This window comes from Gammaproteobacteria bacterium, from assembly GCA_016705365.1.
GTDB lineage: Bacteria > Pseudomonadota > Gammaproteobacteria > Pseudomonadales > UBA5518 > UBA5518.
In genome coordinates, this window is sequence record JADIYI010000008.1 from 1865984 (window position 1) to 1879554 (window position 13571).

At 65.1% G+C, this 13571-nt stretch carries 11 protein-coding genes and 1 pseudogene; 4 read left to right on the forward strand and 8 right to left on the reverse strand.

Annotated elements, in window-relative coordinates; translation table 11 throughout:
- Position 1: 1 nt before the first annotated feature.
- The 7 genes from ccoO to IPF49_16195 all read right to left on the reverse strand — a co-directional run bounded on the left by ccoO (position 2) and on the right by IPF49_16195 (position 8009).
- Positions 2-610, reverse strand: coding sequence for a cytochrome-c oxidase, cbb3-type subunit II (ccoO, locus tag IPF49_16165; GenBank protein ID MBK6289136.1), 609 nt, complete (start codon positions 608-610; stop codon positions 2-4).
- 98 nt (positions 611-708) lie between these two features.
- On the reverse strand, positions 709-2142 hold the full coding sequence (gene ccoN / locus IPF49_16170) for a cytochrome-c oxidase, cbb3-type subunit I (protein ID MBK6289137.1): 1434 nt from the start codon (positions 2140-2142) through the stop codon (positions 709-711).
- Between the two features lie 280 nt (positions 2143-2422).
- On the reverse strand, positions 2423-5185 hold the full coding sequence (locus IPF49_16175) for a valine--tRNA ligase (GenBank protein MBK6289138.1): 2763 nt from the start codon (positions 5183-5185) through the stop codon (positions 2423-2425).
- 62 nt (positions 5186-5247) lie between these two features.
- Entirely contained in the window at positions 5248-5490 is a 243-nt protein-coding gene (locus IPF49_16180) for a hypothetical protein (protein ID MBK6289139.1), read from the reverse strand.
- Positions 5483-5926, reverse strand: a complete 444-nt coding sequence (locus tag IPF49_16185; protein ID MBK6289140.1) for a DNA polymerase III subunit chi — start codon at positions 5924-5926, stop codon at positions 5483-5485. The genes IPF49_16180 and IPF49_16185 overlap by 8 nt, the downstream gene beginning before the upstream one ends.
- Before the next feature lie 3 nt (positions 5927-5929).
- Complete coding sequence (locus IPF49_16190; GenBank protein MBK6289141.1) at positions 5930-7435, reverse strand: leucyl aminopeptidase; 1506 nt, start codon at positions 7433-7435, stop codon at positions 5930-5932.
- Between the two features lie 91 nt (positions 7436-7526).
- Positions 7527-8009 (reverse strand): RDD family protein, encoded by a 483-nt coding sequence (locus IPF49_16195; protein MBK6289142.1) that lies wholly within the window; start codon positions 8007-8009, stop codon positions 7527-7529.
- 180 nt (positions 8010-8189) lie between these two features.
- Here IPF49_16195 and IPF49_16200 point away from each other — a divergent pair, with 180 nt between their 5' ends.
- Together IPF49_16200 and IPF49_16205 are read left to right on the forward strand one after the other, a co-directional pair.
- Complete coding sequence (locus IPF49_16200) at positions 8190-8882, forward strand: response regulator transcription factor (protein MBK6289143.1); 693 nt, start codon at positions 8190-8192, stop codon at positions 8880-8882.
- Positions 8854-10242, forward strand: a complete 1389-nt coding sequence (locus tag IPF49_16205) for a HAMP domain-containing histidine kinase (GenBank protein ID MBK6289144.1) — start codon at positions 8854-8856, stop codon at positions 10240-10242. Before IPF49_16200 ends, IPF49_16205 begins: the two co-directional genes overlap by 29 nt.
- Before the next feature lie 3 nt (positions 10243-10245).
- On the opposite strand, the gene IPF49_16210 is transcribed toward IPF49_16205, so the two are convergent.
- Positions 10246-10968, reverse strand: coding sequence for a hypothetical protein (locus IPF49_16210; GenBank protein ID MBK6289145.1), 723 nt, complete (start codon positions 10966-10968; stop codon positions 10246-10248).
- 102 nt (positions 10969-11070) lie between these two features.
- On the opposite strand from IPF49_16210, the gene IPF49_16215 reads away from it, so the two are divergent.
- Both IPF49_16215 and IPF49_16220 read left to right on the forward strand, forming a co-directional pair.
- A complete protein-coding gene (locus IPF49_16215; protein ID MBK6289146.1) occupies positions 11071-12189 on the forward strand; it encodes an AraC family transcriptional regulator in 1119 nt (372 codons plus the stop codon).
- Between the two features lie 169 nt (positions 12190-12358).
- Positions 12359-13560 (forward strand): annotated as a pseudogene (locus tag IPF49_16220) (acetyl-CoA C-acetyltransferase).
- The last annotated feature ends 11 nt before the right edge of the window (positions 13561-13571 follow it).

Consider the following 13571-nt stretch of genomic DNA (forward strand, 5'->3'; position numbering starts at 1 on the left):
CTCAGCGTTCGCTTTTCAGCAGGGTGCCGAGCTGCTGCAGGTAGACGATCAGGGCGTCGATTTCCTTGTGCCCGGCAACCGCTTGTGCCGCGCCCGCGATGTCCTCGTCCGTGTACGGCACCCCGACCGTGCGCAATGCATGCATCTTGGCGGCGGTGTGCGCGCCGTCGAGCGTGTTCTCGAACAACCACGGGAAAGCCGGCATGTTCGATTCGGGTACCACATCGCGCGGATTGAACAGGTGTGCGCGCTGCCAGTCATCGCTGTAGCGACCGCCCACGCGCGCGAGATCGGGGCCGGTACGCTTGGAGCCCCACAGGAACGGGTGCTCGTAGACCGACTCGCCCGCCACCGAGTAGTGACCGTAGCGTTCGGTCTCGGCGCGTAACGGGCGGATCATCTGCGAGTGGCAGCCAACGCAACCCTCGCGGATATAGATATCGCGTCCTTCGAGCTGGAGGGCGGTGAGCGGTTTCAGGCCGGTGATCGGCTCGGTGGTCTGTTTCAGGAAAAACAGCGGCACGATCTCGACCAGGCCGCCGAAACTGATCGCGAGCAGGGTCAGCACGATCATCAGCCCGATATTCTTCTCGATCTTCTCATGCTGCATGGAGCGTTTCCTTGAATTGCCAGGCGCAGCGCGCTGCCGGCGCATGGCTCAGTGTGTTCGTGTCATCCGCTTGCATCGGTGCTGCCCGGTTCCGTGATTCAGGCTGCCTGGGGCTGCGCTGCTGCCTGCGGCGCGATGCCGGGTGCAACGGTCTTCCAGGTATTCCAGGCCATGATCAGCATGCCGAGGAGGAAGATGCCGCCGCCGATCAGGCGCACCACATAGCCCGGGTGGCTGGCCACGACCGATTCGGCAAAGCTGTAGGTCAGGGTGCCGTCGTTGTTGTAGGCGCGCCACATCAGTCCCTGCATGATGCCGTTGACCCACATCGAGGCGATATAAAGCACCGTACCGATCGTCGCGAGCCAGAAATGGGTGTTGATCAGCGACACGCTGTACATCTGCTTGCGGCCCCACAGGACCGGAATCAGGTGGTACATCGCGCCGATCGAGACCATCGCGACCCAGCCGAGCGCGCCCGAATGCACATGGCCGATGGTCCAGTCCGTGTAATGCGACAGCGAGTTGATGGTCTTGATCGCCATCATCGGGCCTTCGAAGGTCGACATGCCGTAGAACGACAGTGACACCACCAGGAAGCGCAGCGTCGGGTCGGAGCGCAGTTTGTGCCAAGCCCCGGACAGCGTCATCATGCCGTTGATCATCCCGCCCCAACTGGGCGCCAGCAGTATCAGCGACATCACCATGCCGATGCTCTGGGCCCAGTCGGGCAGGGCGGTGTAGTGCAGGTGGTGGGGGCCGGCCCACATGTAGATCGTGATCAGGGCCCAGAAGTGCACGATCGACAGACGGTAGGAATAGACCGGTCGTCCGGCCTGCTTCGGCACGAAGTAATACATGATGCCAAGAAAGCCCGCGGTCAGGAAAAAGCCCACCGCATTGTGCCCGTACCACCACTGCACCATCGCATCGATGGTGCCGCCGTAGATGGAATAGGATTTGGTCAGCGTGACCGGTATCGCGAGGCTGTTGACGATATGCAGAACCGCGATGGTGAGGATGAACGCGCCATAGAACCAGTTCGCCACGTAGATATGCGAGGTCTTGCGCTTCATGATGGTGCCGAAGAACACGACCGCATAAGACACCCAGACCACGGCGATCAGGATATCGATCGGCCATTCGAGCTCCGCGTACTCCTTGGTCGAGGTATAGCCCAGTGGCAGCGTGATCGCGGCCAGCACGATCACCAGCTGCCAGCCCCAGAATACGAAGGCCGCAAGCCGGTCGAAAAGCAGCCGTGCCTGGCAGGTGCGTTGCACCACGTACAGCGAGGTGCCAATCAACGCGCTGCCGCCAAAGGCAAAAATCACGGCGTTGGTGTGCAACGGGCGCAGGCGCCCGAAACTGAACCACGGCAGGTCGAAATTCAGCACCGGAAAGGCCAGCTGCCCGGCGATGAGCACGCCAACCATCATGCCGACCACCCCCCAGACAACCGTCATGATCGCGAATTGGCGAACCACCGTGTAGTTGTACGCCGGGTGTTCCGAAGCAGTGGAGTGACTCATTGCGCCTTCCAGTATGTGTGATGGTTCCGGGAGACCGCCCAAGTGCGGGTCCCGATCGCCCCTGATTCATGCACGAGGCGCGATCGATGAGCCGCGCGCATTGTCCGCGAAGAATACGACTTTATCCATGACTCGCATCAAGCTGCAACCGGCACTCTGCTTTTGCCCGGTGGATCGCTCCCGCGAGCGCGCAGATTAACATGGCCGGCCGGTGTCGTTGCAGGGGCCGGGCTGGACCGCGCCAAGCGGGTGGAACCCCCCGGACTTCTCCTCTCCCGGGCTACAGCGCACGCAATTTTCCCAGCTGCTGCGCGAGGGTTGCGCGGGTGGCACCGAGTTCATCGAGCCGGGCGCGTTCCTTTGCGACCACCTCGGCCGGCGCCTTGGCCACGAATCCCTGGTTGGCCAGCCTGGCTTCGAGCCGCGCGATCTCCTTGCCGAGCTTCTCGTCCTCGCGCCCGAGCCGGGCGCGCTCGGCCTCGGCATCGACCAGGCCGGCGAGCGGCACCAGCAGTTCAAGCTGCCCCACCACCTGGGTTGCGGCCGGAGGTGCGTCCGCGCCTTCGAGCCAGTTGCTGTCCGACAGGCGCGCCAGCGCATGCAGCAACGCCCGGTGCGCGGTGTGGCGCGCGTGATCCTCGGCATTGCCATTGCGCAACCACAGCTCGAGGCGCTTCCCCGGTGCGATGTCCAGCTCGCCGCGGATATTGCGTACCGCCACGATCACCTGCTGCAACCACGCCACATCGGCCGCCGCGGCGGGGTCGATCAGCGCCGGATCGGCTACCGGATAGTCCGCCAGCATGATCGTCGCACCGCGCACACCGGCCACCGGCGCGACCCGTTGCCAGATCTCCTCGGTGATGAACGGGATGAACGGGTGCGCCAGCCGCAGGAGGGTTTCGAGCACGCCGAGCAGCGTGCGCCGCGTGCCGCGCGCCAGCCGGGGCTCGCTGTCCGCCCCGGCCAGCAGCGGCTTGGAAAACTCGAGGTACCAGTCGCAGTAATCGTTCCAGGTGAATTCATGCAGCGCCTGGGCCGCGAGGTCGAAGCGGAACAGCGCGAACGAGCGCTCGACTTCCGCGCTCACCTGCTGCAGCCGCGACAGGATCCAGCGATCCGGCAACGACAGCGCGTAATCGGCATCCGCTGCCGTCGCGCAATCCTGGCCCTCGGTGTTCATCAGCACATAGCGCGCGGCATTCCACAGCTTGTTGCAGAAATTGCGGTAGCCGTCGAGGCGACCCATGTCGAATTTGATGTCGCGCCCCGTGGAAGCCAGCGCGCACAGCGTGAAACGCAGGGCATCGGTGCCGTGCGCGGCGATGCCCGCGGGGTATTCATTGCGCGTGTCGCGGGCAATCTTCTCGGCCAGCTGCGGCTGCATCATGCCGGAGGTGCGTTTTTGCACCAGTTCGTCGCTGCCGATGCCGTCGATCAGGTCGATCGGATCGATGATATTGCCCTTGGACTTGGACATCTTCTGGCCGTGTTCGTCGCGGATCAGGCCCGTCACATAGACCTTGCGAAAGGGCACTTCGTCCATGAACTTCAGGCTCATCATCACCATGCGCGCGACCCAGAAAAAGATGATGTCGAAGCCGGTCACCAGTACATCGGTGGGATGAAAAGTCCGCAGCTCCGCAGTCTCGCGCGGCCAGCCGAGCGTCGAGAAAGTCCACAGCGCCGAGGAGAACCAGGTGTCGAGCACATCCTGGTCCTGGCGCAGCGCCAGCGCACCGATGGCGTAGGTGTCGCGCACCTCCTGCTCGTTGCGACCCACGTAGACGTTGCCCTGCGCGTCGTACCAGGCGGGGATCTGGTGGCCCCACCACAGCTGCCGCGAGACGCACCAGTCCTGGATCTCGCGCATCCAGGCAAAATAGGTGTTCTCCCATTGCCGCGGCACGAATTCGATGCGCCCGTCCTCGACCGCGCGGATCGCGGGTTCGGCGAGGGCCTGCGTGGCGACGAACCACTGGTCGGTCAGGTAGGGCTCGATCACCACGCCGCTGCGATCGCCGCGCGGCACTTTCAGGCGATGCTTCTCGGTTTTCTCCAGCAGGCCGGCGGCTTCGAGGTCGGACAACACGCGAGCGCGCGCCGCGAAACGGTCCAGGCCGCGGTACGCCGGCGGTGCGTTCGCGTTCATTTCGGCGTCGATCGTGAACAGGTTGATCAGCTCTAGCTGGTGGCGTTTGCCGACTTCGTAATCGTTGAAGTCGTGCGCCGGGGTGATCTTCACGCAGCCGGTACCGAAAGCCGGGTCGACGTAGGCGTCGGCGATGATCGGGATATCGCGCCCGGTGAGCGGCAACTGCACCCGCTGTCCGACCAGGTGACGATAGCGTTCATCTTCCGGGTGCACCGCGACCGCGGCATCGCCGAGCATGGTTTCGGGGCGCGTGGTGGCAACCACCAGGTAGCCGCTGCCGTCGCACAGCGGGTAGCGCAGGTGCCACATGCTGCCGTCTTCTTCCTCGGCGATGACCTCGAGGTCGGATATCGCGGTGTGCAGTTGCGGATCCCAGTTGACGAGCCGCTGGCCGCGATAGATCAGCCCTTCCCGGTACAGGCGCACGAACACCTCGCGTACCGCCTCCGAGAGCTCCGGGTCCATCGTGAAGCGTTCGCGCGACCAGTCGACCGAGTTGCCGAGCCGGCGTTGCTGGCGCGTGATATTGCCGCCGGAATGCTCCTTCCATTGCCACACGCGGCGGGTGAATTCCTCGCGCCCGAGCGTGAGCCGGTCGCTGCCTTCGGCCGCCAGCAGCCGCTCCACGACCATCTGGGTGGCGATGCCCGCATGATCGGTGCCGCCCTGCCACAGGGTGTTGTGGCCGCGCATCCGGTGATGGCGGATCAGGGCGTCCATGATGGTCTGCTGGAATGCATGCCCCATGTGCAGGTTGCCGGTCACATTGGGAGGTGGGATCGCGATGCAGTAGGGAGTGCCGGTTCCGCCCGGACGGAAATACCCGCGCTGTTCCCATTCGGTGTACCAGCGGTTCTCGATTTCCTCGGGCTTGTAGGTCTTGTCCATGGTGTCGCACAAAATTGAAAAATGATAAGGGCCGGCGGCGGGGCGCGCCAACCCGGTGGGGCTCAGCGCGGGGGCTTCTCCCGCAAGGCGGTGGTGCTCAGCTCGCGCAGGCGGGCTTCCAGGCGCTCGCGCAGCCGGGCCTCGATCCGGGGCAGGTACTCATCGACCAGTTCATCGATCAGGAAGGATGCCTCGATGCTCAGCGCCGCCTGCACATCGGGTGCCGGCGGCGGGCCGCCGGGGGTGCCGGGCAAGGCGAGCTCGACGATATCGACCAGCAGCGGAATGTCGCGATCCTCACTCACCGGCGCTCCTCATATGCTGCATGTCGTGGTGCTCGAGCGGGTAGCCGCGATCCTTGTAGAAACTCCAGCGCGCCCGGCTAGCGCGCAGCGACTCGGGGTCGTTCAGCACGATCTCCGCAACCCGCTCGAAGCGGCTGAAAAACTCCGGAATCGCGGCGCCGAGATTTATCAGCACATCGTGATGATCGCCCGGATCGTCCCCGCTGCCGATCAGCACCGGCGTGGCGGATGCCCCCGGCTGCAGCGAATGCGGCACGAAACTGGTGTCGCGGAAGCTCCACAGCAGCTCATCGAGTGAACGGGCGGCGGCGTCGTCCTCGCCGTGCAGATAGACCTTGTGTCCGCCCAGCCAGGCCTTTTCGGCCAGGCGGCAGGCAAAGCTCAGGCGCCCGTGAGGTTCGCTGACCGGCAACACATAGAAATCCACCCGGGTCACCGCTCAGCTCCTGGCGGCTTGTGACAGCAGGTAGCGGGTCAGCAATCCGACCGGCCGGCCGGTCGCGCCTTTTGCCGCGCCGTTGTCCCAGGCAGAGCCCGCGATATCGAGGTGTGCCCAGCGCTGGTTCTTCGCGAAGCGCGAGAGGAAACAGGCGGCGGTGACGCTGCCCGCGCCGGGGCCGCCGATATTGGCGACATCGGCGAAATTGCTCTTGAGCTGTTCCTGGTAATCGTCCCACAGCGGCATCTGCCAGGCGCGATCATGGGCGAGGTTGCCGGCAGCGAGCAGCTCGCTGGCGAGTTCCTCGTCATTGCTGAAGAGGCCGCTGGCATGCTTGCCGAGCGCTACCACGCAGGCACCGGTGAGGGTGGCGATGTCGATGATCGCGGCAGGTTTGTAGCGCGCCGCATAGCTCAGCGCATCGCACAGGATCAGGCGTCCCTCGGCGTCGGTGTTCAGCACCTCGATGGTGATGCCCGCCATGCTGCGCACGACATCGCCCGGGCGGGTGGCGCTGCCGCTCGGCATGTTCTCGCAGGCGGCGATGATGCCGACGACGTTCAGGCGTGGTTTCAGGCGGGTGATCGCGCTCATGGTACCGAGCACGCTGGCCGCGCCGCACATGTCGAATTTCATCTCGTCCATCGCCGCGCCGGGCTTCAGGCTGATGCCACCCGAGTCGAAGGTCACGCCCTTGCCGACCAGCACCTGGGGGGCTGCGTGGCGCGCGCCGCCGCGGTACTCGAGCACGATGAGCCGCGCCGGTTCGCGGGTCCCGGCGGTAACCGAGAGCAGGGCGCCCATGCCCAGTTCCTTCATTTTTTTCTCATCCAGCACCTTGCAGCCAAGGGCGGCATTGCCGCGCGCCAGCGCGCGTGCCTGGCTTGCCAGGTACGAGGGAGTGCAGATATTGGCCGGCAGGTTGCCGAGTTCACGTGTCATGTTCATGCCGGCGCCGATCGCACCACCCTCGACCAACGCGCGTGCCATCGCGCGCGTGACCTTGGCGCTGCACGGCTTGCTCAAACCCGCCACGACGCGGTTCAGGCGGGGGCCGGGCTCGGGCCTGGACAGGGTTCTGGTGTAACGATAGTCGCCGGTGGTGGCAAGCAGGCCGAGTTGCTGTGCCTGCCAGAGTGCGTCACGGCCGATGGTGTCGACATCGCTCAGCATGAACACCGCATCGCTGCTGCCGGTGGTCTTCAGCGCCGAGAATGCATGGCTGATCATCTTGCGAAACCCGCCGGGGTCGCTGCCCTGCGCCTTGCCGGCGCCGATCAGCAGCACGCGTTCGGCGGCAACGCCGGCGGGCGCATGCAGCAGCACGCTCTTGCCGGGAGCGCCGCTGAAATGCTCGCTCTTCACCAGTTTCGTGATGCGCCCGTTGCAGACCTTGTTCACGGCCGCGGTTGCGAGCGGCAACTTGCCCTCCTCGAATACCGGCAATACCAGGCAGGAACAGCGATGGGCAGCAGGGTCGGCGATGGTTTTCAGCGAAAGATGCATGAGGTCTCCGGGCAGTGATCCTGTGCGGGCGCGGCCATGCGGCGCCATGAGGTCTCGGGATTATACGCCAGCGAAATGCGTGGCCGGAGGCTCATTTTGCCGGCAGCACCACGACCCGCGAGCGCGAGATGCGATCATGCCAGGCGCGTTTCGCGGGATCGAACAGGATCCACAGGTAGCCCAGTCCGAAGCAGGCCAGCGAAATCGCCGCGCCGCCGATACGCAGCAAAACCTGGCTCCAGCCGATGCGATCGCCCTCCAGCGTCTCGATGCGCAGCCGCCATGCCTGCATGCCGAGCGTCTGGCCGGAGCGGGTCCAGAACCAGCCAAAGAACAGCACCACCGCACAGGCCAGCGGAATCTGCAGCAGCGGACCGGCAACCGCGCCGTGCTCGCTCGCGCGCACCGCCGCATCACCGACGCTGGCCACCCGCAGTGCGATTTCGATCGCGGTCACGCTCCAGGTGACCGCGAACAGCAGCAACGAATCATATAGCATCGCGGCCAGGCGGCGGCGCAGGCCGGCGGGCGGCAACTGCTGCCCGGGTCGAGGGTCGATTGTCTGGGATGCCATGCTAGACTTGCCGTCGCGTCTGAATATTCAGCAAAGCGCAAGTGTAGCGCCAAGTTACCAAAAGGTAAGGGCAGGGCAAAGCGCCGTTTACCCGTCCACCGGCACAATGCGGGGAGGTCGAGCGGAGGCGAGCCGGTGCAGTTCATTGCGGCGATGCGGCGATGTCAGGGAGTGGAAAATATGCGCATTCTCGTGATCGAGGATGATGCCAGCGTGCTCGACTACATCAGCAAGGGCCTGCGCGAGAGCGGTTTTGCGGTCGATCAGGCGGCCGATGGCAAGGACGGACTGTACCGGGCCAGCGCGGAAAAATACGACGCGCTGGTGGTCGACCGGATGCTGCCGGGCGTGGATGGACTCACCATCATCAGGACCTTGCGTGGCGCGGACAACAACACGCCGGCGCTGATCCTGAGTGCGCTCGGCGAAGTCGATGACCGGGTCAAGGGATTGAAGGCCGGGGGCGATGATTACCTGGTCAAGCCGTTTGCGTTCGCGGAACTGCTGGCGCGGATCGAAGCCCTGCTGCGGCGCAAGGAATCCTCGGCCACGATCACGCGGCTGCGGGTTGCCGATCTCGAGATGGACCTGCTGTCGCACAAGGTCACGCGCGCCGGCAAATCGCTGAACCTCCAGCCACGCGAATTCCGCCTGCTCGAGTACCTGATGAAACACGCCGGCCAGGTGGTCACGCGTACCATGCTGCTGGAGAACGTGTGGGACTACCACTTCGATCCGCAGACCAACGTGATCGACGTGCATGTCAGCCGCCTGCGCCAGAAGATCGACAAGGAATTCGAACGGCCGTTGCTCAAAACGGTGCGTGGCGCGGGGTATATGCTCGATGAACCTGAGCCGGATTTTCCGGGCTAATCTTTTTCTCTATACGCTGAGCTACCTGATCGGGGTCAGCGTTGCCGTATTCGTCGTCCTGGCGCTGATCTACGCTTCGCTCACCTACAGGTTTTTTGGCGAGATGAACGCGCTGATCGGCGCCGAGACGCGCATGCTCAACGAGCGTTACGCGGCCGGGGGCGAAGCCGCGGTGTCGGAGGAGATCGCGCGGCGGATCCAGGAGCCGCGCTTGCCGCGGCTGTTCTATCTGCTGGTCGACGCGCAGGGTCGCAAGATCGGCGGCAATCTTGCGCACTGGCCCGAGCGCCTCGGGCAGCGCGAGGAATGGGCCGGCGTCAGGCACAGCTTGCGTGGCTGGATCGACTCCGCGGAGGATGTCGACTTCGTCGGCAGCAGCACGCAATTCGCGGGCGGCGAGCGCCTGCTGGTCGCGCGTCATTACCAGGATATCAGCGAATACCTGCGGCTCACCCTGACGGTGCTGACGCAGACCATGCTGACCACGATCGTGCTTGGAAGCGTCGGCGCGGTGGTGCAGGTGTTGATCACCGAACGCCGCCTGCGCCAGGTGAACCGCAGCATCACGGACATACTCGGGGGCGAACTCAGCCGGCGCATACCGGTCACCGGCGGCCACCCCGACGATGACTACACGCGGCTGATCGTCAATTTCAACCACATGCTCGATCGTATCGCGCAACTGATGGAAGGACTGAAACAGCTGTCTGACAATATCGCCCACGATCTGCGCACACCGCTGACCCGCCTGCGCAACAATCTGGCCAGCCTCGAACTCGACGAGCGCGGCGAGACCCGCGAGCAGGTGGCGGGGCTGATCGAGGAGTCGGACGCGCTGCTGGCGACCTTCAATGCGCTGCTGCGCATCGCCCAGATCGAGTCGGGGAACAAGCGCCTGGCGTTTGCCGCCACCGACCTCGCAACCATCCTGCGCGATGTCTGCGAGTTCTACGAACCGCTCGCCGCGGACAAGGATCAGCAGGTGCGGCTCGATCTGCCCGCCGTGTGCGCCGGCAGCTTTGATCGCGACCTGCTGTTCCAGGCTTTCGCCAATCTGCTCGACAACGCAATCAAGTACGCGCCACCGGGTGCTCATATCGATGTGCGACTGACCGAGGAAGCGCAGCAGCACTGCGTGGCGGTCTGCGACGACGGACCGGGAATACCGCAGGCGGAACGAGAGAAGGTATTTCAGCGCTTCTACCGAGTTGAGGGCAGTCGCAGCCTGCATCCCGGCAACGGTCTCGGCCTGTCATTGGTGCAGGCGGTGATCAACCTCCACGGCGGCAGCGTGACGCTCGGCGACAATTCGCCGGGTCTGCGCGTGAGCGTGATTTTGCCGCGCTTGCCCGCCGCGTAGCACCTACTTCAACGGTTCGATGCCAAGCGCGCTGGTGTCCGGTTCGAGCAGCGGGTGCTCGGCACGCAATGGTTCCAGATCGGCTCCGGGTGGCGCCAGCGTGAGGGCGCTGATATCGGGCAGATCGACAGTCACGGGTTCGGCGGGCGGTGCCATCGGGGCGCCCGCTGCGGCCAGCGTGATCGCGCTGGTGTCGGGCGGTGGTGGCGGTGGCACCCCGGCACGATGCGGCAGCAGGTCGGCACCGGCTTCCGCGATGCTGATATGCGTTGTATCGGGTGCGGGTGGCGGTGCCGTGGCCGGCACCTGCGGTGCGGCGCCGAATGCGGAAACCAGGCTGATGTGGGCGGTGTTCACCTCCGCCGCGACAACCGTCCTGCGCTCGTGCGCGGCCAGCACATCGCTGCCCGCGGGTGCAATCGTCAACGAGGTGTCCGGGTTGCTCGCTGGCGCTGGTGTAGTTTCGATCGCCGCCGCTGGCGCCGGCGCTGACGCGATCTCGCGCAGTATCGCGCGGGCACCGGCTTGCTCCATCGCGCCGCGGTACCTGGTGGCGGTCTCCCTGTCGCAGTCGCGCTTGATCACGTGACTCGCGCCGTCCATCAGGTGGCTGACGGTTGCGTGGCTCGCCTTGAACAGGCGGGCGAGATTTGCGGCAACCGTGGCGGAATCGCAACCCGGCAGCAGCTCGCCGTTGAACAGGATGTCATAACGCAGCTCTTTCATGCCGGTCCCCGTGCTTGCGCAAAAGCTGCCTTGCAGTATAAGCCAAGCCGCCAGCGCCGGTCCCCTCCCGTCCCACGACAAGCGCGCACGGGCTTTGGCATAATGCCGCTCCGCCCGCATCGAGGCCTCCATTCAGTGCCGACCCGGACCCGCGACACGCTGCAGCCCAACGAGCAGATACCCACGCAGTTTGCGTGTTCCCTGCTGCGGATGTTGAGCGATCACGGGCTCGATGTCGCCGAGGCCTGCGCCTCGGCGGGTCTCGATTTCGATCCGCTCGATCCCGGTGCGCCGGGTTATCGCAGCGAGATCCCGATCATCGCCTACAGCCGGCTGTATCGCGGCGTGATGACGGCGTTGCAGGACGAGACCTTCGGGCTGCGCCGCGATGTCGGGATGAATCCCGGCGCGTTTCGCATGATGTGCTACTGCGTGCTCGGCTGTCCGAACCTCGGGCGCGCAATCCGGCGCCTGTGCGAGTTCCACCGGGTGTTCTTCGATCACAAGCTGGTGATGCGCCTGCATCGGCAGGACGATGGCGCGCGCTTCGAGGTGCTCGTCGCGCCCGAGGCGCAACTCGATGGGCCACAGGAGCCGGGGGCAATGATGTCGGCGGTGCAGTCGGCCTGTTGCCTGTCGATGTGGCACCGCTTTTTCGGCTGGCTGATCGGGCGGCCGCTGCCGCTCGCGAATGTCAGCCTCTGCGGCACGGCCCCCGGGTCGCGGTTGCGTTACCAGCAGCTGTTCAATTGCGATCTGGGTTTTGGCGCTGCGGTGCCGGGTTTCAGTTTTCCTTCCGAATACCTCGCCTATCCACTGGTGCACAACGAGGATTCGCTGCTCGATTTCCTGCGCACCGCGCCTTACCAGTTGCTGATCATGCCGGCGGATCCGGGCAAGCTCAGCCTGGTCGACCAGGTGCGCTCGCTGATCGGCCACGACTTCAGCCGCGGCTTCCCGAGTTTCGAGCGCATCACGGATTTGCTGCACATGTCGGCGCCGACCCTGCGCCGGCGCCTCAAGCGCGAGGGCACCACGTTCCAGGAGCTGAAGGACAATTGCCGGCGCGACGCATCGATCGCGTACCTGAATCGCCCGGAGCTGTCGATCAACGATGTGGCGATCCTGATGGGTTTCACTGATCCGAGTGCATTCTATCGCTCCTTCAAGAAATGGACCGGCCTGACGCCCGGTGAATTCCGTGCCCAGCAGGCGCTCTGAAACGCCTGTCCGTTGACCGCTATTGCTATCCGATCTTGAACCGTTTTGCCATTGAGGGGCGGCGGCGCGACGCTATCCTGTGCAAGCCGTACGGCCCCCCTTGCGTGGGGTGGTACGGGCCGGACAGCGGGCCGGCCCGCAGATCCTTTTTGCAATACGCGGTGACATCATGGCAGAAGCAGCATTCATCTTTGACGCGATCCGCACGCCACGCGGCAAGGGCAAGCCCGGCGGGAGTCTCTACGAGGTCAAGCCGATCGAGTTGCTGGTCACGCTGCTCGAGGCGATGAAGACGCGCAACGATCTCGATACCGCGCGCGTGGACGATCTGCTGATCGCCTGCGGGAGCCGGTCGGCGAGCAGGGGCAGGACATCGCGCGCACCGCGATCAATTATTCGAGCTGGGACGATGCGACAGCCGGTGCCCAGCTGCACCGTTTCTGCGCCGGTGGTCTCGATGCGGTGAACATGGCGGCCGCCAAGGTAGCCTCCGGTTTCGAGGACCTGGTGGCCGCCGGTGGCGTGGAGTCGATGTCGCGTATCGGCATCGGTGCCAGTGGCGGCGCGCAGGGCGATCCCTGGGTGGCCATGCACAACCTGTTCATCTCGCAGGGCGTGGGCGCGGACCTGGTGGCCACCCTGAACGGATTCTCGCGCGAGGATGTGGATCGCTATGCGCTGATGTCGCAGCAGCGCGCCGCCGCGGCGCGTGCCGCGGGCCACTTCCGGTCGATCGTGCCGGTGCGTGACATGAACGGGCTCACGATTCTCGATCATGACGAACTGATCCGCCCGCAAACCACGGCCGCGGATCTCTCAGGGCTCAAACCCGCGTTCGCGGCTTTTGGCGAGTGGGGCCAGGACGAGCTGCTGAAGTTGCGTTACCCGCAGCTCGAGATCGTCGATCACGTGCACACGCCCGGCAATTCCTCGGGCATCGTCGATGGCGCGTCGCTGGTGCTGATCGGCAACGAACGCGCCGGCAAGGAGCTCGGCCTGCGTCCGCGCGCGCGCATCGTGCAGACCGCGCTGGTCGGAACCGAGCCGATGATCATGCTCGAGGGGCCGGCCCCGGCGACGCGCAAGGTGCTCGCCAAAGCCGGGCTGACGGTCGCTGACATCGATCTGTTCGAGCTGAACGAGGCGTTTGCGGCGGTGGTGCTGCGTTACCAGCAGCTGCTGGGAATCCCCGACGAGCGCATCAACGTGAATGGCGGCGCCATTGCCATGGGCCACCCGATCGGGGCCACCGGCGCGATGATTCTCGGCACCCTGCTCGATGAGCTCGAGCGCCGCGGTCTGCGCCGTGGCCTGTGCACCCTGTGCGCCGGCGGCGGCATAGGCATAGCAACCATCATCGAACGGGTCTGAGTCGCGTACGC

What these genes read in the sequence shown, in the direction of transcription:
- IPF49_16210 (MBK6289145.1), bottom strand. Translation starts at nt 10,968, where the DNA reads ATGAAAGAGCTGCGTTATGACATCCTGTTCAACGGCGAGCTGCTGCCG.
- IPF49_16200 (MBK6289143.1), top strand. Translation starts at nt 8,190, where the DNA reads ATGCGCATTCTCGTGATCGAGGATGATGCCAGCGTGCTCGACTACATC.
- IPF49_16175 (MBK6289138.1), bottom strand. Translation starts at nt 5,185, where the DNA reads ATGGACAAGACCTACAAGCCCGAGGAAATCGAGAACCGCTGGTACACC.
- ccoN (MBK6289137.1), bottom strand. Translation starts at nt 2,142, where the DNA reads ATGAGTCACTCCACTGCTTCGGAACACCCGGCGTACAACTACACGGTG.
- ccoO (MBK6289136.1), bottom strand. Translation starts at nt 610, where the DNA reads ATGCAGCATGAGAAGATCGAGAAGAATATCGGGCTGATGATCGTGCTG.
- IPF49_16190 (MBK6289141.1), bottom strand. Translation starts at nt 7,435, where the DNA reads ATGCATCTTTCGCTGAAAACCATCGCCGACCCTGCTGCCCATCGCTGT.
- IPF49_16195 (MBK6289142.1), bottom strand. Translation starts at nt 8,009, where the DNA reads ATGGCATCCCAGACAATCGACCCTCGACCCGGGCAGCAGTTGCCGCCC.
- IPF49_16205 (MBK6289144.1), top strand. Translation starts at nt 8,854, where the DNA reads ATGAACCTGAGCCGGATTTTCCGGGCTAATCTTTTTCTCTATACGCTG.
- IPF49_16215 (MBK6289146.1), top strand. Translation starts at nt 11,071, where the DNA reads ATGCCGCTCCGCCCGCATCGAGGCCTCCATTCAGTGCCGACCCGGACC.